General features: G+C 62.2%; 16 protein-coding genes. 4 read left to right on the top strand and 12 right to left on the bottom strand.

Going from position 1 to position 17,324, the window contains the following annotated elements:
* Position 1 precedes the first annotated feature (1 nt).
* Positions 2-940: an MlaD family protein gene (locus tag ABEH27_RS06930; RefSeq protein ID WP_346612836.1), complete on the top strand. Its 939-nt coding sequence runs from the start codon at positions 2-4 to the stop codon at positions 938-940.
* Complete coding sequence (locus ABEH27_RS06925) at positions 937-1,560, top strand: ABC-type transport auxiliary lipoprotein family protein (protein WP_346612835.1); 624 nt, start codon at positions 937-939, stop codon at positions 1,558-1,560. Before ABEH27_RS06930 ends, ABEH27_RS06925 begins: the two co-directional genes overlap by 4 nt.
* Here ABEH27_RS06925 and ABEH27_RS06920 read toward each other — a convergent pair.
* From ABEH27_RS06920 to ABEH27_RS06895, 6 genes are all read right to left on the bottom strand, one after another.
* Positions 1,542-2,771, bottom strand: coding sequence for a nucleoside recognition domain-containing protein (locus tag ABEH27_RS06920; RefSeq protein ID WP_346612834.1), 1,230 nt, complete (start codon positions 2,769-2,771; stop codon positions 1,542-1,544). The two genes, ABEH27_RS06925 and ABEH27_RS06920, sit on opposite strands and share 19 nt — an antisense overlap.
* Before the next feature lie 246 nt (positions 2,772-3,017).
* Positions 3,018-4,346 carry a glutamate/aspartate:proton symporter GltP gene (gene gltP / locus ABEH27_RS06915; RefSeq protein WP_346612833.1) on the bottom strand — a complete coding sequence of 443 codons (1,329 nt, stop codon included), beginning with the start codon at positions 4,344-4,346 and terminating at the stop codon, positions 3,018-3,020.
* A gap of 734 nt (positions 4,347-5,080) precedes the next feature.
* Positions 5,081-5,551 (bottom strand): inhibitor of vertebrate lysozyme family protein, encoded by a 471-nt coding sequence (locus ABEH27_RS06910; RefSeq protein WP_346612832.1) that lies wholly within the window; start codon positions 5,549-5,551, stop codon positions 5,081-5,083.
* Positions 5,552-5,553: 2 nt separating this feature from the next.
* Positions 5,554-5,715: a DUF1328 domain-containing protein gene (locus tag ABEH27_RS06905; RefSeq protein WP_003252966.1), complete on the bottom strand. Its 162-nt coding sequence runs from the start codon at positions 5,713-5,715 to the stop codon at positions 5,554-5,556.
* 44 nt (positions 5,716-5,759) lie between these two features.
* Positions 5,760-6,044: a hypothetical protein gene (locus ABEH27_RS06900; protein ID WP_346612831.1), complete on the bottom strand. Its 285-nt coding sequence runs from the start codon at positions 6,042-6,044 to the stop codon at positions 5,760-5,762.
* A gap of 177 nt (positions 6,045-6,221) precedes the next feature.
* On the bottom strand, positions 6,222-7,043 hold the full coding sequence (locus tag ABEH27_RS06895) for a BON domain-containing protein (protein ID WP_346612830.1): 822 nt from the start codon (positions 7,041-7,043) through the stop codon (positions 6,222-6,224).
* Positions 7,044-7,253: 210 nt separating this feature from the next.
* Here ABEH27_RS06895 and algB point away from each other — a divergent pair, with 210 nt between their 5' ends.
* Both algB and ABEH27_RS06885 read left to right on the top strand, forming a co-directional pair.
* A complete protein-coding gene (gene algB, locus ABEH27_RS06890; protein WP_346612829.1) occupies positions 7,254-8,600 on the top strand; it encodes a sigma-54-dependent response regulator transcription factor AlgB in 1,347 nt (448 codons plus the stop codon).
* Positions 8,597-10,375, top strand: coding sequence for a KinB sensor domain-containing domain (locus tag ABEH27_RS06885; RefSeq protein ID WP_346612828.1), 1,779 nt, complete (start codon positions 8,597-8,599; stop codon positions 10,373-10,375). The genes algB and ABEH27_RS06885 overlap by 4 nt, the downstream gene beginning before the upstream one ends.
* 33 nt (positions 10,376-10,408) lie before the next feature.
* Here the strand turns inward: ABEH27_RS06885 and ABEH27_RS06880 are convergent, their stop codons facing one another.
* From ABEH27_RS06880 to ABEH27_RS06855, 6 genes are all read right to left on the bottom strand, one after another.
* A complete protein-coding gene (locus ABEH27_RS06880) occupies positions 10,409-12,028 on the bottom strand; it encodes an EAL domain-containing protein (RefSeq protein ID WP_346612827.1) in 1,620 nt (539 codons plus the stop codon).
* Positions 12,029-12,115: 87 nt separating this feature from the next.
* Positions 12,116-12,892 (bottom strand): N-acetylmuramoyl-L-alanine amidase, encoded by a 777-nt coding sequence (locus tag ABEH27_RS06875; protein ID WP_346612826.1) that lies wholly within the window; start codon positions 12,890-12,892, stop codon positions 12,116-12,118.
* A gap of 64 nt (positions 12,893-12,956) precedes the next feature.
* Positions 12,957-14,927 carry a diguanylate cyclase gene (locus ABEH27_RS06870; protein WP_346612825.1) on the bottom strand — a complete coding sequence of 657 codons (1,971 nt, stop codon included), beginning with the start codon at positions 14,925-14,927 and terminating at the stop codon, positions 12,957-12,959.
* Positions 14,928-15,025: 98 nt separating this feature from the next.
* Positions 15,026-15,880, bottom strand: coding sequence for an endonuclease/exonuclease/phosphatase family protein (locus ABEH27_RS06865; protein ID WP_346612824.1), 855 nt, complete (start codon positions 15,878-15,880; stop codon positions 15,026-15,028).
* A gap of 12 nt (positions 15,881-15,892) precedes the next feature.
* Complete coding sequence (gene dsbA, locus ABEH27_RS06860) at positions 15,893-16,528, bottom strand: thiol:disulfide interchange protein DsbA (RefSeq protein WP_346612823.1); 636 nt, start codon at positions 16,526-16,528, stop codon at positions 15,893-15,895.
* Between the two features lie 153 nt (positions 16,529-16,681).
* On the bottom strand, positions 16,682-17,299 hold the full coding sequence (locus ABEH27_RS06855) for a c-type cytochrome (protein WP_346612822.1): 618 nt from the start codon (positions 17,297-17,299) through the stop codon (positions 16,682-16,684).
* Positions 17,300-17,324: the final 25 nt, after the last annotated feature.

Below are 17,324 nucleotides of genomic sequence, written 5' to 3'. Positions count from 1 at the left end.
AATGGAAACCCGAGCTCATCACGTACTTATCGGCCTGGTCACCGTACTGGTGGTGGTTGGCGCCATGCTGTTCGGCCTGTGGCTGGCCAAGTCCAGCGTCGACGATGCCTTCAAGGATTACGAAGTGGTCTTCAACGAAGCCGTCTCGGGCCTGTCCCGTGGCAGCCCGGTGCAATACAACGGTATCAAGGTGGGCGACGTCTCCACCCTGCGGCTGGACCCCAAGGACCCGCGCCGGGTGCTGGCGCGGGTGCGCCTGAGCGGCGACACACCGGTCAAGGAAGACACCCAGGCCAAGCTGACCCTGGCCGGGGTGACCGGCAACTCGTTCATCCAGCTCAGCGGCGGCACGCCACAAAGCCCCGAGCTCAAGGGCAAAGACGGCAAGCTGCCGGTAATCGTCGCTTCGCCGTCACCGATCTCGCGCCTGCTCAACGACAGCAGCGACCTGGTCACCAACATCAACCTGCTGCTGCACAACGCCAACCAGATGTTCTCGGAGAGCAATATCGACCGGTTGAGCAACACCCTGGCCAACCTCGAGCAAACCACCGGTGCCTTCGCCAACCAGAAGGGCGGTATTTCCGAGGCCATCGAACAGCTGGGCCTGGTCGGTAAACAGGCCAACGCCACATTGGCCGAAACCCAGGCACTGATGCGCAATGCCAACGGCTTGCTTGGCACTCAGGGCAAGCAGGCCATTGGCAGCGCCGAACAGGCCATGCAATCGCTGGCGGCCAGCACCGCAACCATCAACAGCCTGCTCAACGATAACCGCCAGTCCATCGACGATGGCGCGCAAGGCCTCAACCAGCTGACACCGGCAATCCGTGAACTGCGCGAAACGCTCAATTCGCTCAAAGGCATTTCCCGCCGCCTGGAGGCTGACCCGAGCGGCTACCTGCTCGGCCGTGACAACAACAAGGAGTTCCAGCCATGAACCTGTCGCTGCGCCTGCTGGCCTTGGCGGCCGCGCTGAGCCTGACCAGTGCCTGCTCGATCCTGCCGCAAAGCGAGCCTGTGGATATCTATCGCCTGCCGGTCAACCAGGCCAGCCAAACCGCCACCCCTGTAGACTGGTCGCTGCGCCTGAACAAGCCTCTGGCCAGCGAAACGCTGGCTGGGCCGCGCATTGCGGTGATCCCCCAGGGCGATGTGCTCAGCAGCTACAAAGGCGCGCGTTGGAGCGACCCGGTGCCACTGCTGGTGCGCAACCGCCTGCTCGATGGTTTCCAGCGTGACGGCCGCGTACAGCGGCTGAGCGCCGACGACAGCAACCTGCAGGCCGACTATGAGCTGGCCGGCGAGCTGCAGGCGTTCCAGAGTGAGTACCGAGCCGGCGGCGCGGTGGAAGTGGTGATCCGCTATGACGCGCGGCTGGTCCAGGGCCGGAGCCAGCGCATCCTTGCCAGCAAACGCTTCGAGGTGCGCCAGCCGTTGGCCGATACCCAGGTGTCAGCCGTAGTAGCCGGCTTTGGCGCGGCCAGCGATCAACTGGCCGGGCAGGTGGTGAACTGGACCGTGGCGCAGAGCGTTCAGGCTCAGGCGAAGAACCAGTAGCAGACGAAGATCGCCGCGATCACCCCGGACAACTCGGCCAGCAGCGCACAGCCTACCGCGTGGCGCACGCGCTGGATGCCGACAGCACCGAAGTACACGGCCAGCACGTAGAAGGTGGTTTCGGTGCTGCCCTGGATGGTCGCGGCCACCAGCGCCGGGAAACTGTCCACGCCGTGGGTCTGCATGGTCTCGATCAACATCGCCCGGGCGGCGCTGCCAGAGAACGGCTTGACCAACGCGGTCGGCAGGCCCTCTACGAAGCGGGTGTCCATGCCCATCCAGTTGACCGCGTGGCGAATACCGTCCAGCGCCAGCTCAAGGGCGCCGGAGGCACGCAGTACGCCGACCGCCACCAGCATCGCCACCAGGTAGGGCAACAGGCTCTTGGCCACGTCAAAGCCTTCCTTGGCCCCCTCGACAAAGGCTTCATACACCTTCACCCGTTTCAGCGCGCCGATCACCAGGAACAGGATGATCACCCCGAACAGCGTGAGGTTGCCCAGGATCGACGACAGGCTGGCCAGCGCCGCGGCCGACAGGGTTCCCAGGAAGGCCATGAAGCCGCCCAGCAGCAGGGCGCCAGGGATCATGTAGGCCAACACCACCGGGTCCCACAGGCGCAGGCGCTGCATCACCGCCACCGACAGCAGGCCGACCAGGGTCGAAACGCTGGTAGCCAGCAGAATCGGCAGGAACACCAGCGTCGGGTCGGTGGCGCCTTGCTGGGCGCGGTACATGAAGATGGTCACCGGCAGCAGGGTCAGCGATGAAGCATTGAGTACCAGAAAGAGAATCTGCGCATTGCTGGCGGTGGTGCTGCTGGGGTTGAGCTCCTGCAGCGCCCGCATCGCCTTGAGGCCGATCGGCGTGGCGGCGTTGTCCAGGCCCAGGCCGTTGGCAGCGAAGTTCATGGTGATCAGGCCCAGCGCCGGGTGGCCGGGCGGCACTTCTGGCATCAGCCGGGCGAACAGGGGGCCCAGGGCTTTGGCCAGCCATTCGACGATGCCGGCCTTCTCGGCGATCTTGAGAAAGCCCAGCCACAGCGTCAAGGTACCGAACAGCAGGACCATGACCTCTACCGAGAGCTTGGCCATGGCGAAGATACTCTCGACCATCGCGGCGAAGATGCCAGCGTTGCCACCCACCAGCCATTGGGCCAGGGCGGAGACAGCCGCCACCAGGAAAAAGCCGAGCCAAAGGCCGTTGAGCATCCGATTGTTCCCCCTGAAAAGTGGCTGAATGATAACCGGTTTAGCCTGTACCGGCCTCATCGCCGGCAAGCCGGCTCCCACAGTTGTTGCACTGCCCTGAGGCTCCGTGGGGTAGCTGTGGGAGCCGGCTTATTGCACTGCCCTCGGGCAATAGGGTACCTGTGGGAGCCGGCTTGCCGGCGATGAGGCCCATACAGACAACAAAAAGCCCCGACAAGTCGGGGCTCTCTGTTCAGCACATCAGGTTCAGCGCTTGGCGGTTTCGCCTACCACGGCTGCTTCCTTCTTGTCCGCCATCAGCGAGGCGTAGTACTGCTCGCCCTTGGCGGCGTCGTACATGCCTTCCCAACGAGCGATTACCAGCGCTGCCAGGGCATTGCCGATCACGTTCAGCGCGGTACGCGCCATGTCCATGATACGGTCGACACCGGCGATGAACGCCAGGCCTTCCAGCGGGATGCCTACGCTGCCCAGGGTCGCCAGCAGGACCACGAACGATACGCCCGGCACACCGGCGATCCCCTTGGAGGTCACCATCAGGGTCAGCACCAGCAGCAGTTGCTGGCTCCAGGACAGGTCGATGCCATACAGCTGGGCGATGAAGATCGCCGCGATGCTCTGGTACAGCGTCGAGCCGTCGAGGTTGAACGAGTAACCGGTCGGTACCACGAACGAGCAGATCGACTTCGGCGCACCGTACTTCTCCATCTTCTCGATCACGCGCGGCAGCACGGTCTCGGAGCTGGAGGTGGAGTAGGCGAGGATCAGCTCATCTTTCATGATGCGCATGATCTTGATCACCGAGAAGCCGAACAGGCGCGCCACCAGGCCCAGCACCATGAAGGCGAAGAAGGCGATGGCGAAGTACACCAGTAGCACCAGCTTGGCCAACGGCAGCAGCGAGCTGAAGCCGAAGTTGGCAACGGTTACCGCGATCAGGGCGAACACGCCGATCGGGGCGTAGTTCATGATCATGTGGGTGACCTTGAACATGGTCTCCGACACGCCCTGGAAGGTACGCACCAGCGGCTCGCGCAGGTCCGCCTGCAGGCTCGACAGGCCCAGGCCGAACAGTACCGAGAAGAAGATGATCGGCAGCATTTCGCCACGCATCAACGCCGCGAAGATGTTGGACGGGATCAGGTTGAGCAGGGTCTCGATGAACGCATGCTCATGCTGCACTTCGGCGGCAGTCGCCTGGTATTTGGAGATGTCGACGGTGCCCAGGGTGCTCATGTCGATGCCGGCGCCTGGGTGGAACAGGTTGGCCAACACCAGGCCGACGACGATGGCAATGGTGGTCACCACCTCGAAGTAGAGGATGGTCTTCAGGCCGATACTGCCCAGTTTCTTCGCGTCGCCAACCCCGGCGATGCCCACGATCAGCGACGAAATCACGATCGGGACGACGATCATCTTGATCAGGCGAATGAAGATGTCACCGGCGGGTTGGAGGACGTTACTGATCCACCAGGCCTTTTCCGCACTGAAGTGGTTCAGCAGCGCGCCGATTGCAACGCCCAGGACCAGACCGATAACGATCTGCCAGGCGAGGCTCAGTTTTGCCTTCTTCATGTCTTTACCCTTTGTTCTAGTGGTCACGGGCACCGACCGGAAAAACGCATAACAGAGCCGTTGGCAACGCCGCGGGCAGCTAGGAGCTTCCGTCCGGAGACCTCATGTAAGGACACCGCGAGCGAGCGACAAGGCGCTCGGGCCAGCGAAAAGGCGGCAACTATTGCGATGGCAAAGGATGAAATCTAATGCCGGAAGCGTATACCCCATGCCGATTACGCATACTGATCTGCGTCAAAATGAGGCAGCTGCAAGTCATTGATTTATAACGTTCGGAATCCCGAACAAGAGCAAAGCGCCATTTTCAGGCAGATTTGGCAGTGCTCGAAAGGGTCTCGGGATGGCTTGTTCGACAATCCGAATGGCTGAAATGCCGCTTGCGCGATAGCCGGATTGGACGAAAAAAATTTGATGTACGGTCGAGACAAAATGTGTCTCAAGAGGAAAAACCTGAAAGGTGGGATGGTAATGCGAGATGGCACCTCGGAAGCCAGGCCCGGTTACGTATGAAACATACGCCTGACCTGAAACTTCCGATTTTGCCTTTCCTGACCCGGCCCATTGCTGGAGGCACTCCCTGTACCCCTAGGCCACTCCGATCCTGTAACAATCAGAACAGCCCGACCCCTTGGTCATGTGCCACCCCTCCTCGAGGCGGCGCATCATAGAAGCGAGAAATATAGAAAGGTTCCGCTTCTATTACGTGACAGTGCGCGACCGTTCGTCCTTGAAGGTCAGTACCACTTCGGGTCGCGCTTGAGTTGCTCCTGCAACATGGCCTTCATGCCATCGTCAGGCTCACCCAGCCAACGGTATTGCGCGTGGCGGGTTGGCGACTTGTCACTCGGCAGGCCTTCGGGTACCTCGACGAGCATCCCGTAAGCATCATCCTTGTCCCAACTGAACGCCACGATAAGGCGTTTGTATGTGCACTTGTCCTGGGCCTCGCACAGCGGACCTACCAGATACTTGTCGCCATCCTCGGTCACTGCCGACATCTGCTCCTGGGCACTGCCAGTCAGATTGATCACCCAGTCGGGCAGGCGTTCCTCGCCTTTGATCGCGTCCTGCCATGTTTCCCGGTACTCCGGGTCCGAGCCGAGCAACTGGTCGACTCGAACCTGGCCGTCATTGGCCGCCATCGCCGCTGCGCTGCCACCCAACAGCAGGGCGGCAGCCACGGCTTTGCAAAGCTTCCTGCTCATCTTCAACCTCGACCACGTCCAAAGAAGAAGGAGGCTACGAACAGGACCAGGAAGACAATGAACAGGATCTTCGCGATACCCGTAGCGGCGCCAGCGATACCACCGAAGCCCAGAACGGCGGCGACAATGGCGATGATGAGGAAAGTGATAGCCCAACTCAGCATGATGCTTCTCCTTTCTTTTTTGAAATAGATCCGGTCACAGCGTCTTAGAACACCCAGCGTTGCTGAGGCACGACGTTTTCAACGGTGGCCGGCGAGGTGTTGGCCGAAGGCAGCGGTTGGGCTGCTTTCACCAATGTATTGGCACGGGTCGCCTGGATCTGCGTCAGCAGCGCGGTTTGCGCTGCAACCTGATCAGCCAGTCGCGCGGTCTGCCAGCTGTAATAAAAAAGGCCTGCGGCCAAAGTCAGCAGCAGCGCCATTCCAATCAAAAGGAACTGGCGCAGGGGCAGTGCGGCGATCTGCGAACGGTTGACGGATTGGCGGTTCATGCCGGCTTCTCCTGCTGTAATTTTTCTATTCAAACCTGAACAGGTAATTGCAGCCTGCGTGCCAGCCTTTGATATTCAATAAAACCCTTATATATCAAGGACTTAGGTAATGAGCAGATGGCACTGGAGGACGTATCCTGCACGATGCCCTCCCTGGCGTCGTGCGAATTGCACGACTCAGCCTTCCACCTTGGTCGCAACCTTGAGCAGATCGGCGTCTACACCCCGTACGCCGATGATCTGCCGAGCGATCTCCGTCGCAATGGTTTTCTGCTCACTACTGACCACCTCGCCCGATAGCCGGACCATGCCGTCGGCGCTGGCCACCTTGATATTCAGGCCATCGAGATTGCGGCTGAAGCGGAAGCTGTTCTGGATCTTGTCGACGACCCAGCTGTCACTCGGCTGCGGCCCCGATGGCGCACCGACCGGGTTTTCCCGCGCCTTGGCCATGGCCGCGGTGTCCAGGCTGACAAGGTTGTTGACCAGGTGCACACCATCGGTGGTACGCGCCACCACGCCCGCAAGCTCCTTGGCTTCGGGGCTGTCGACCTTGCCGCGCAAGGTCACCACACCTTCACTGCTCTGGACCTCGATGGCCGCTTTTTCGGTGATGCGGCTCCACAGCAAGCGTGCGCGGATAACGGCAGCCAGGGTCGCGTCCTCCAGCCGCTGTGCGTAAGCACGAAGCTCAAGCGGGCGCTCGACCAGCCCCGCATTGACCCGCAACTGGTTGTCGACCTGCTCGATGCCCCGGGTAGCCTGAGCCACATGCTCGGCCAACTGGCGCTCGACTTCATTCTCGACCTCGCCCGTCAGCCGGGCCCGCTGCCCATCCACCTGCACCTCGATACGAAAGGGGTTGAGCATGCGGTTGAGTGACAGCGCTGTTTGCAGGGAGCCTTCCAGGCGGGCGTCCTGGACCGGGTCGGCGAAAGCGGGTGCGCAAATGGACAGCAGGCTGGCCGTCAATACAGCCGTTCGGGTGAAAAAGGGCATGACTGCACTCCTTTTGTAGGCAAAATCTGAAAATCCTCGCAACCAATGTGCCACCCCATCGCTCTAACAAAATCATCGAGATATCACGGGTTCACGGCGGTATTTGGCCATTGGCTAGCATGCAAAGGACAGAATCCTTCAGAATTGACCATGCAACTTGCCCGATTTTTCCCACACTAAATGAAGATCTTTCCTAAAGGAGCGCAGCAAATGGAATCAGCCCAGGACAATCAAGGCCGCATTCTGCTGGTGGATGACGAGTCCGCGATCCTGCGCACCTTCCGTTATTGCCTCGAGGACGAGGGCTACAGCGTAGCCACGGCCAACAGCGCCGCGCAGGCCGAGGCCTTGCTGCAGCGCCAGGTGTTCGACCTGTGCTTCCTCGACCTGCGCCTGGGCGAGGACAATGGCCTGGACGTCCTGGCGCAGATGCGCATCCAGGCGCCGTGGATGCGGGTAGTGATCGTCACCGCCCACTCGGCGATCGATACTGCGGTCGATGCCATCCAGGCCGGCGCCGCCGATTACCTGGTCAAGCCCTGCAGCCCCGACCAGCTTCGCCTGGCCACCGCCAAACAGCTGGAGGTGCGCCAGCTGTCTGCCCGCCTTGAAGCCCTGGAGGGTGAAGTACGCAAGCCCAAGGACGGCCTCGACTCGCACAGCCCGGCGATGATGGTCGTGCTGGAAACCGCGCGCCAGGTGGCGACCACCGACGCCAACATCCTCATCCTCGGCGAGTCGGGTACCGGTAAAGGCGAACTGGCCCGCGCCATTCACAGCTGGAGCAAGCGCGCGCGCAAGGCCTGCGTGACCATCAACTGCCCATCGCTGAATGCCGAACTGATGGAGAGCGAGCTGTTCGGCCACACACGCGGCGCCTTTACCGGTGCCAGTGAGAGTACGCTGGGCCGCGTCAGCCAGGCCGACGGCGGCACGCTGTTCCTCGACGAAATCGGCGACTTCCCCCTGGCCCTGCAACCCAAATTGCTTCGTTTCATCCAGGATAAAGAGTACGAGCGGGTAGGCGACCCGGTGACCCGCCGCGCCGATGTGCGCATCCTCGCGGCGACCAACCTCAACCTCGAAGAGATGGTCCGCGAAAGCCGCTTCCGGGAAGACCTGCTGTACCGCCTCAACGTCATCACCTTGCACCTGCCACCACTGCGCGAGCGCAGTGAAGACATCCTGACCTTGGCCGACCGCTTCCTGGCACGCTTCGTCAAGGAGTACTCCCGGCCGGCACGAGGGTTCAGCGAAGAAGCCCGCGCCGCGCTGCTCAATTACCGCTGGCCGGGCAATATCCGTGAGCTGCGCAACGTGGTCGAGCGCGCCAGCATCATCTGCCCGCAGGAACGCGTGGAAATCAGCCACCTGGGCATGGGCGAGCAACCGGCTGGCAATGCACCTCGCGTCGGTGCGGCGCTGAGCCTGGATGAGCTGGAGCGCGCCCACATCGGAGCGGTACTGGCTGCCAGCGACACCCTCGACCAGGCTGCCAAGACCCTGGGCATCGATGCCTCGACCCTGTATCGCAAGCGTAAGCAGTACAACCTATGAGATTGCAAATGAAGCTGCGCACGCGGCTTTTTCTCAGCATCTCGGCGCTGGTGACAGTCGCCTTGCTAGGCCTGATGCTGGGCCTGATCAGCGTGCTGCAGATGGCCACCGTGCAACAACAATCCGTGCGCGACACCACCCACGCGCTGGAAATCGGCCTGAAACTGCGCCAAAACCTGGGCGAGCAGCTGACCCTGATGCTCGACGAAGACACCGCGCCTGATAGCCTGCGTGCGCTGCAGGACAACTTCCAGGCGCAACTGAATCAGGGCCTGGAAAACGGCGGCGAGCGCACCGGTTTCAGCAAGGCCAGCAGCAACTACCAGACATTCCTGCAGGCCTACCGCGACAGCCCGTCGCCGGCCCGCAGCATGGGCATCGATCAGCCACTGGGGGCTGCTTTCAATCAGGTGCGTACCGACCTGATCGACTCCCACAAGCAGGCCCTCGACCACATCACCCGCAGCGAAGAGCAAACCCGCGACCGGGCCTTGCTGGTCAGCGGCGTGCTCGGCCTGATGGGCCTGGTGGTGCTGGTCCTGGGTTTCATCACAGCGCACAACATCGCCCGCCGCTTTGGCCAACCCATCGAAGCCCTGGCCAAAGCCGCAGATCAACTGGGCCGAGGGGACTTCGATGTGACCTTGCCAGTGACGCAGGCGGTCGAGCTTAATCAGCTCACCCGGCGCTTCGGGATGATGGCCGATGCGCTGCGCAAGCACCAGGCTACCAACGTGGATGAACTGCTGGCCGGCCAGCAACGCCTGCAGGCCGTGCTCGACAGCATCGACGATGGTTTGCTGATCATCGACCGCCAAGGGCAGCTCGAGCATCTCAACCCGGTTGCCCAGCGCCAGCTCGGCTGGAGCAACAGCCGGGTGGGCAGTGGCCTTGCCGAGGCTCTGCAACGCCCTGAGCTGGAGCAACAGCTGCGCCAGGTACTGCGGGGCGGCAGCCTGGATCGCCCACCCGACGACCTGAGTATCGAGGTCGATGAAGAATCACGCTTGCTGACCTACAGCCTGACCCCGGTCAGCCACCCGCAAGGGCCGATTCTCGGCGCTGTCATGGTGCTGCACGATGTAACCGAGCAGCGCGCGTTCGAGCGTGTGCGCAGCGAGTTCGTGCTGCGCGCCTCGCACGAACTGCGTACCCCGGTCACCGGCATGCACATGGCATTCGGGCTGTTGCGCGAGCGGGTGAAGTTCCCGCCCGAGGCCCGCGAGAATGACTTGCTGGATACCATCGGCGAAGAAATGCAGCGCCTGACTCAGCTGATCAACGACCTGCTCAACTTCTCGCGCTACCAGAGCGGGCTGCAAAAACTCGAACTTGCACCCTGCGCCATAGATGATTTGCTTGAGCGCGCCCAGATACGCTTTGGCGAACACGCGGCCAGCAAGCAGATTGAACTGATCAAGGCGCTGGAACCGCCGCTGCCGCGCATCCAGGCGGATGTCGCGCAACTCGACCGCGTGCTCGACAACCTGTTGCACAACGCCGTTCGCCACACCCCCAGCGGTGGGCGAATTCGCCTGCACGCAAGGCGCCACGGGGAACGGGTGATCGTCAGTGTCGAGGATAACGGCGAGGGTATCGCCTATGGGCAGCAGGGGCGCATCTTCGAGCCCTTTGTGCAGGTTGGGCGCAAGAAAGGCGGGGCCGGGCTGGGGTTGGCGCTCTGCAAAGAGATCGTGCAGTTGCACGGCGGGCGCATGGGCGTGTTTTCCCGGCCAGGGCAGGGGACGCAGTTCTACATGGCGCTGCCGGTTTGACGATGACGCGCAGGGGATGCATGAGCCTCACACTCAAGGCTCATCATCGATCCGTTGCCTGCGCACCTGCCGCCCACGGGTTACCAGCTCGACGAACTGTCGGGCATTGAGCGGGTGGGCGAACAACCAGCCCTGGCCGTAATTGACGCCCTCGCTGTTCAGCAGCACCGCCTGGGCTTCGCATTCGATACCCTCGGCGATCACCCGCAGATGAAGGTCGTGGGCCATGCGAATGATGTGCGGTGCCACGCCACTGCTGGCAGCGTCATGGCCAAGTGCGTCGATAAAAGCCTTGTCGATCTTCAAGCAGTCCACCGGCAAGGTCTGCAGATAGGCCAGGCTGCAATAGCCAGTACCAAAATCATCGATCAGCACCTGATGCCCCACCGAACGCAGGGCCTGCAGGTTGTCCCGGGCCACCACCACATCGATCAGCCCGCGCTCGGTGACTTCAAAGGCGATCTGGCTGGCCGCCACGCGGTGCAGCGCCAACAACCGCGCCGCTACCCGGCCAATTCGCGGCACCATCACATCGCAGGCGGCAAGGTTAACCGAGATATACAGGTTACGGTGCGAACGCAGTAACTGGCCCAGTTGCTCTAGCACACGCTGCAGGACGAAGTCGGTGATCTGGCGGATCTGCCCGGTGTTTTCCGCCAACGGAATGAACAAGTCCGGGCTGGTCAGCGTGCCGTCCGGGCGTCGCCAGCGCACCAGCGCCTCAGCGCCCACGCAGCGCCGGCTATCCAGCTCCATGATGGGCTGGTACAGCACCTGCAGCTCACCGCGGCGCAGCGCATTTTGCAGCTCCGAGCTCATCGAGCGGCGCTGCAGGATCAACTGCAGCACCAGCCAGCCAATGCAGCAAGCCGCCAGAACGCTCCCTGGGAATAACAACCAGAGCATGCCGTTCATCCGCAACGGCAGGCTCGCCCTTGGGGCAATCAGGACGAGTTGGTAATCCGGCGACTTGGTTGGCATTCGATAGACAAGGCGGTCATGCATCTCGAACAAAGAGGTTGTGCTGGAGGGCGACCAATTGTTGGACGGTGGCCAGGTTTGCGGTGGGCCCAGCACTGGAATCGCCCGTGTGCCGTTGTCCAGCACCACCAGCAGGCTGCCACCGGGAGGCAGGTCGACCACATCGGTCAGGTGCCCGCGTGATGTGGAGACCAGGAAGTTGCCACGCGCAAGCATCAGTGCGGCCAGGTTTTCGTTGGGTTCGGTCGTGGTGTTCAGCCAGTAACTGTAGGTTGGCCCCTGGATGTCCGGAGCCCGGGTGGGCACGAACGCCCTGGCCCCTCCACGGTTCGAGCAGGCGACGCTGGCGTCTACATAGGCCGCCTCATAGATGAAGCGTGAGCCAAGGCCCACCTGCTGCAGTTGCGCCAGCATCGCAGGGCTGCAGCCACGCAGCGGCTGCGCCTGCAGATCATCGACGCCCTCACGCAACTGGCCGAATACCTGCTCAAGGCGGTCGAGGAAGCGCTCGCCCTGAGCATTCATCTGCGCACTTTCGCTCTGCTTCATCTGATGCAGGGCAATGGCGATGCTGGCCGTCAGCAATACCGCAGCGCTGGCCATTGCTGCCAAGGAGGCCAGCATCCAGGGGCGGTAGAAAAATTGGCGCAGAGCAGTTATCAGAGCCGACATGGGCAGCATCCAGTTGATATACAAGGTATAGCAACGGAATGCTGGTTTAGCTTGGCCGTTTGGCGGAGGGCGATAGCGTGATGGGCGTCAGCGCATCCGGTTGACTACCTGCAACATGGCAGCCGTCTGCGCATCTGGCGTGCCGTCGAAGCGCTGTGGCCGGAAGCGCATCTGGAAGGCCGCGATGACATGCCGTGTGGCGACATCCAGCTGCCCAGTCTGCTCGATAGCGTAGCCGAAGCGTGCAAGCTCCTGCTGATACCAGCCGATTGTCGGTGGGTTGGCGTTGAAGTACGCCTGCTGCCGCGCCACGGCATTCGCCTCTGGCCACACCCCCAGCCCCGCATCGGCCAGGCGCTTCCACGGGAACAGCGGCCCCGGATCGAGCTTGCGCAAGGGCGCGATGTCGCTGTGGCCGATGATGTAGCGCGGGTTGATGTTGTTGCGTTTGACGATGTCCTTGAGCAAGGCGATCAACGACTGGATCTGCGCTTCGCTATAGGGATACCAGACACGGCCATTGGGGGTGGTGTCGAAGCCTGGGTTGACGATCTCGATGCCGATGGAGCTCGAGTTCAGCCAGGTACGCCCATCCCACTGGCTGTCGCCGGCATGCCAGGCCCGGCGGTTTTCGTCGACCAGCTGGTAAACGGTGGCCGGGCCATCGCCGATCAGGTAATGGGCACTGACCTCGCCATGGGTAAGCAGTGCAAGCGAGCGCTCCAGCGAGGCGTTGGTGTAATGCAGGACAACGAACTGGATGCGGTTATCCTGATTGGCCGAAGGGTGGCTGCGGTCGATGCGCAGGCCGGTAGAACAACCGGCCAGCACGACCAGCAAAAGTACGGAAAATAACGCTCTCATGGGAAAAGCCACGGTGATTGCCGGTAGCGCATTAGCATAACGTATGCGCACAACGCCCACCCGCTCAGCTTTGTTCCACGCGATTACGGCCGAGGTCCTTGGCGCGATACAAGGCTGCATCGGCACGCTTGAGCACCTGGTCGCCGCGCTCACCGGAGCGGAAGGTGCTCAGGCCGATGGACGCGGTGATCACCACCCGCTCACCCTTGAAATGGAACGGGCAGGCTTCGATCGCGGCGCGCAGCACTTCGGCGACCTGCGCACCTGCAGCCGGTGAAGTCTGCGGCAGCAACAGCACGAACTCTTCCCCACCAAAACGCGCGATGAAGTCACGTGCGCGCAGGCGCTTGCGCAGCTGATCGGCGACGATCTTCAGCACTTTGTCCCCGGCCAGGTGGCCGTAGCTGTCATTGATACGCTTGAAATGATCCAGGTCGAGTATTGCCATCGCCAGGTGGCCGCCGTTCTCTTGCCATTCGAGTATTTCCCGCTCGACCTGCTCGGTCCAGGCGGCGCGATTGGGCAGGCCGGTCAGCGGATCGATCAGGGCCTTCTGCCGCTGTTCCTCCAGATGCTCGCGATAACCGAGCGCCTCCTGCTCCATGCTCGCCACACGCTCGGCCAACCCCTGCAGGCGCCCCGCGAGCTCTTGTTCGCGGCGATCACGTGCGTGCTGATGCTCGTCCATCGTGCCCAGCAGGCCTTCCAGGCGGTTTTCCAGAATGTGCTTGAGGCTGTCCACGTCGGCCGCACCCTGGACACTGTTCTGCAGGCCATCGACCTGTTCGCGCAACTGGCTGTCCAGCTCACGGGCGGCCGTACTGTTGTCGGCATGGCCGGTGCTGGCTTCGTGCAAGTGGCTCTGGAAGCTTTCAAGGCGCTCGTTGAGCTGCTGCAGGTAAGTCTCGAATTCGTGTTGCCCGCTGTCGGTGATCGCCAGCATGAGCACGGCGAGGTCATCGAGCACCGGAATCAGCTCATACCAGTTCAGCCCACGCGCCACCCGCTCGCGCATCTCCAAGGCCTGCGCCTTGTGGCGCTCCGGCAGGCTGAGGTCGTCGAGCAGGCCGAGCAGGGTTTGTTCGATGTGCGCGGCAACCTGGCTATAGGGCGGCTCGACCGCGTCGGGCAGCGAGTAGGGGCCGTCCTCACCGAAGGTTTCCTCGAGGGGCAGCGCTGCAGGTTCGGCTGCCGGCTCGTCGGGCTGTTTCGCCTGCTCGGTGGGTTCGGGTTCAGCAGGCAGCGGCGCTTCGGCAGGTGCCGGTGCTGCCTCGGCATCGTCGGCCTGCTCAGGCTCCAGTGCTTGCGGTTCAGGGTCGGCTGCAGCTTGCTGCTCGACGATAGCCGCCTCTTGAGGCTCCTCAACAGGCGCCTGCACCGGACGCAGTTCGTCCATATCCGATGGCGGCAGGTCTACCAGGACGGGGCCATCCGCCACTGGGTGCGGTTCGGAATGTGCTGTTGCCGGCGCAAGCTCCGGGTCGGCAGGCACATCAGCCTGCGGCTCACCGTCACGGTTACCGAACAAGCGCTGCAACAGCCCTGGCCTGGTTTCTTCAGCCGGCTTGCCCAATGCTGAAAGCGCGCGCCCTTGCAGGCCGCTTAGCTCCCCCAGCAGTGGCGGCAACTCGCGCGACTGGCTGACGCCGCCGTCGAGCTTTTTCGCCAGTTTCTTCAGCGGCCGCGATACATCCCCAGGCAGCGGTAGGCCCTGAAGCTGCGTAACCAGTGCGGTCAGCGCGTCGCTGACCTGGTTCATACGGGTTTCGCGGCGTTGCTCGGAGTCCAGCACGGCCTTCTCAAGGCGTGGGATCAGCCCGGCGAGGCCTGCGTCCATGTTGTCACTGCGGATGACCTCGCGCATTTCCTTCATGCACTGGTCGACCACCTTGTCACTGCCTTCGGCGGCCAGGGTACTGCGCACCAGGCCTCGGCGCAGCAAGTCGAGACGCGCTTCCCAGCGCCGCTCGAGTTTTTCCTGCTGTTCGATGCTTTTAAGGTATTTTTCTTTCCAGCGCTCGGCTTCTTCGGTCATGCCTGGATCCGCGACGGGTGATGCATCTATTGGGCTGTAGTTACACGCTGTCGGCGCGCGGCCCGAACACTTGAGGGCCCAAGGACGCGCATGCTGATCTAACTCAAGACCGGCAGCGTATCCACAGTCAATGCATCAGGCAATCGGATCTCCACGGCAACCGGAAGATGGTCGGAAATTGGCTGTGCCAACACCTCGACCCGCTCCAGGGTCAGGGTTGGGCTGAGCAGGATATGGTCCAGGCAACGCTGCGGTCGCCAACTGGGGAAGGTGGCTTCGACCTGAGGGGCGATCAGGCCAAGATCGCGCAGGGGGGAGTGGTCGAGCAGGTCGTTCGCGTGGGTGTTCATGTCGCCCATCAGTACCTGATGGCGGTAGCCGCCAATCAGCTCACGAATGTAGGCCAACTGGCGAGCACGGGTCTTGGCGCCAAGCGCCAGGTGCATCATGACTACGATCAGCGCGTTTTCGCCCTCGCCGAAGCGCACCAGGATTGCACCGCGGCCAGCAGGGCCGGGCAGCGGGTGGTCTTCAAGGAGTTGGGGTTTAAGGCGGCTGAGCACGCCATTGCTGTGCTGGGCGAAGCGCCCGAGGTTGCGGTTGAGCTGCTGGTACCAGTAGGGGAAGCCCCCCAGGTGGGCCAGGTGCTCCACCTGGTTGACGTAACCCGAACGCAGGCTGCCGCCGTCGGCCTCCTGCAGGGCCACCAGGTCGAAGTCGTTGAGCAGGTCGCCGATCTTCTGCAGGTTGCTGGCACGCCCGGTATGCGGCAGCAAATGCTGCCAGCTGCGGGTCAGGTAGTGGCGATAGCGCTCGGTACTGATGCCGACCTGGATATTGAAGCTGAGCAGCCGCAGGCGACCATCTTCCGGCAGGCCGTTGGCCTGCAGATGATGCTCGTTGACCTGCGGCTCATGCAGGCCAATGCCACGCGCGGTTCTGAAGCGGCGCATGGGGTTCGCCGCTTACTTAGCGGCGCGCTCCTTCTCGATCAGCTGGTCGGCAACGTTCAGCACGCCTTCCGGGCCTTGAGCGGTGCCGAGGTCGAAGCGGTACTTGCCATTGACCACCATGCTCGGTACACCAGTGATTTCGTACTTCTTCGCCAGCTCCTTGGCCTGGTTGACCTGGCCTTTGATGGCGAACGAGTTGAAGGTGGCGAGGAACTTGTCCTTGTCGACGCCTTGGGTGGCGAGGAAATCGGCCATTTCGTCAGGCTTGGTCAGGTGCATGCGCTTGTTCTGGATGGCATCGAACACGGCGGCGTGAACCTTGTGCTCCACGCCCATGGCTTCGAGGGTCAGGAACATCTGGCCGTGGGCATCCCAAGGGCCGCCGAACATGGCAGGCACGCGCTTGAAGTTGACGTCCTTGGGCAGTTTTTCAACCCATGGGTTGATTACCGGCTCGAAGTGGTAGCAGTGAGGGCAGCCGTACCAGAACAGCTCGACCACTTCGATCTTGCCAGGGACGGATACCGGGACAGGGTTGCTCAGCTCGAGGTATTCCTTGCCGGCCGTGGCAGGCTCGGCGGCCTGGACAGCGGCCATACCGAATACGCTGGCGGCGACCAGCGCAGCGCTGAGAATCAGTTTACGCATGCTTTACTCCTGAGCAGTCATTGGTCGCCTCGACGCGACCTGTGTTGAGACAGGTCGGGAAGGGCCCGAGTTCTGTAGTGTAACGGCTGCGGACTGAAAAAAGGGCGATCCGCGCCGCCCTTTCATCTTTAGCGTTACAGCATTAACCGAACGTTAATGCAGGCCCTGGATGTAGCTGGCCAACGCTTCGATATCATGGTTGCTCAGCTTCCCGGCAATCGTGCGCATGGTCATCGCGTCGCCATCATTGGTGCGGTTGCCTTCGCGGAAGTCGGTGAGTTGCTTGGTGATGTACTGGGTATGCTGGCCGCTGAGGTGCGGGAAGCCGGCCAAGGCGATGCCTGCGCCGTTGGGCGAGTGGCAGCCAGTACAGGCGGGCAGGCCTTTTTCCAGGTCGCCGCCGTTGAACAGCTCACGACCGCGGTCGACCAGCTTGGGATCGGCGGCGCCGACGCTGCCTTTCTGGCTGGCGAAGTAAGCGGCGATGTCGGCCAGGTCCTGGTCATTGAAATTAGCCAGCATGCCGGTCATTTCCAACACCGTACGTTTGCCGGACTTGATCTCGTGCAGTTGTTTTTCGAGGTAACGCTGGCCCTGGCCGGCCAGTTTCGGGAAGTTCGGCGCCAGGCTATTGCCGTCCGGGTTGTGGCAGGCACCACAGATGGCCGTCTTGGCCTGGCCGGCGGCGGCATCGCCTTTTATAGGTTGCGCAGCAGTGGCCGCACCTGCGACACCCATGGTCAACAGCAGACTCACGACTAGTTTGTTCATCAGCTAATCCAACACGGCTAAGGGT

The organism is Pseudomonas sp. P39-UII1 (genome assembly GCF_039672635.1).
GTDB lineage: Bacteria > Pseudomonadota > Gammaproteobacteria > Pseudomonadales > Pseudomonadaceae > Aquipseudomonas.
This window is presented reverse-complemented; position numbering and strand designations above follow the sequence as displayed.

Bases quoted from the DNA above. Each gene is read 5' to 3' on its own strand.
- ABEH27_RS06855 (WP_346612822.1), bottom strand. From the start codon at position 17,299: ATGAACAAACTAGTCGTGAGTCTGCTGTTGACCATGGGTGTCGCAGGT.
- ABEH27_RS06885 (WP_346612828.1), top strand. From the start codon at position 8,597: ATGAGATTGCAAATGAAGCTGCGCACGCGGCTTTTTCTCAGCATCTCG.
- ABEH27_RS06900 (WP_346612831.1), bottom strand. From the start codon at position 6,044: ATGAACCGCCAATCCGTCAACCGTTCGCAGATCGCCGCACTGCCCCTG.
- dsbA (WP_346612823.1), bottom strand. From the start codon at position 16,528: ATGCGTAAACTGATTCTCAGCGCTGCGCTGGTCGCCGCCAGCGTATTC.
- ABEH27_RS06870 (WP_346612825.1), bottom strand. From the start codon at position 14,927: ATGACCGAAGAAGCCGAGCGCTGGAAAGAAAAATACCTTAAAAGCATC.
- ABEH27_RS06920 (WP_346612834.1), bottom strand. From the start codon at position 2,771: ATGCTCAACGGCCTTTGGCTCGGCTTTTTCCTGGTGGCGGCTGTCTCC.
- ABEH27_RS06930 (WP_346612836.1), top strand. From the start codon at position 2: ATGGAAACCCGAGCTCATCACGTACTTATCGGCCTGGTCACCGTACTG.
- ABEH27_RS06865 (WP_346612824.1), bottom strand. From the start codon at position 15,880: ATGCGCCGCTTCAGAACCGCGCGTGGCATTGGCCTGCATGAGCCGCAG.
- ABEH27_RS06895 (WP_346612830.1), bottom strand. From the start codon at position 7,043: ATGCCCTTTTTCACCCGAACGGCTGTATTGACGGCCAGCCTGCTGTCC.
- ABEH27_RS06905 (WP_003252966.1), bottom strand. From the start codon at position 5,715: ATGCTGAGTTGGGCTATCACTTTCCTCATCATCGCCATTGTCGCCGCC.
- ABEH27_RS06910 (WP_346612832.1), bottom strand. From the start codon at position 5,551: ATGAGCAGGAAGCTTTGCAAAGCCGTGGCTGCCGCCCTGCTGTTGGGT.
- ABEH27_RS06875 (WP_346612826.1), bottom strand. From the start codon at position 12,892: ATGAGAGCGTTATTTTCCGTACTTTTGCTGGTCGTGCTGGCCGGTTGT.
- gltP (WP_346612833.1), bottom strand. From the start codon at position 4,346: ATGAAGAAGGCAAAACTGAGCCTCGCCTGGCAGATCGTTATCGGTCTG.
- ABEH27_RS06925 (WP_346612835.1), top strand. From the start codon at position 937: ATGAACCTGTCGCTGCGCCTGCTGGCCTTGGCGGCCGCGCTGAGCCTG.
- algB (WP_346612829.1), top strand. From the start codon at position 7,254: ATGGAATCAGCCCAGGACAATCAAGGCCGCATTCTGCTGGTGGATGAC.
- ABEH27_RS06880 (WP_346612827.1), bottom strand. From the start codon at position 12,028: ATGTCGGCTCTGATAACTGCTCTGCGCCAATTTTTCTACCGCCCCTGG.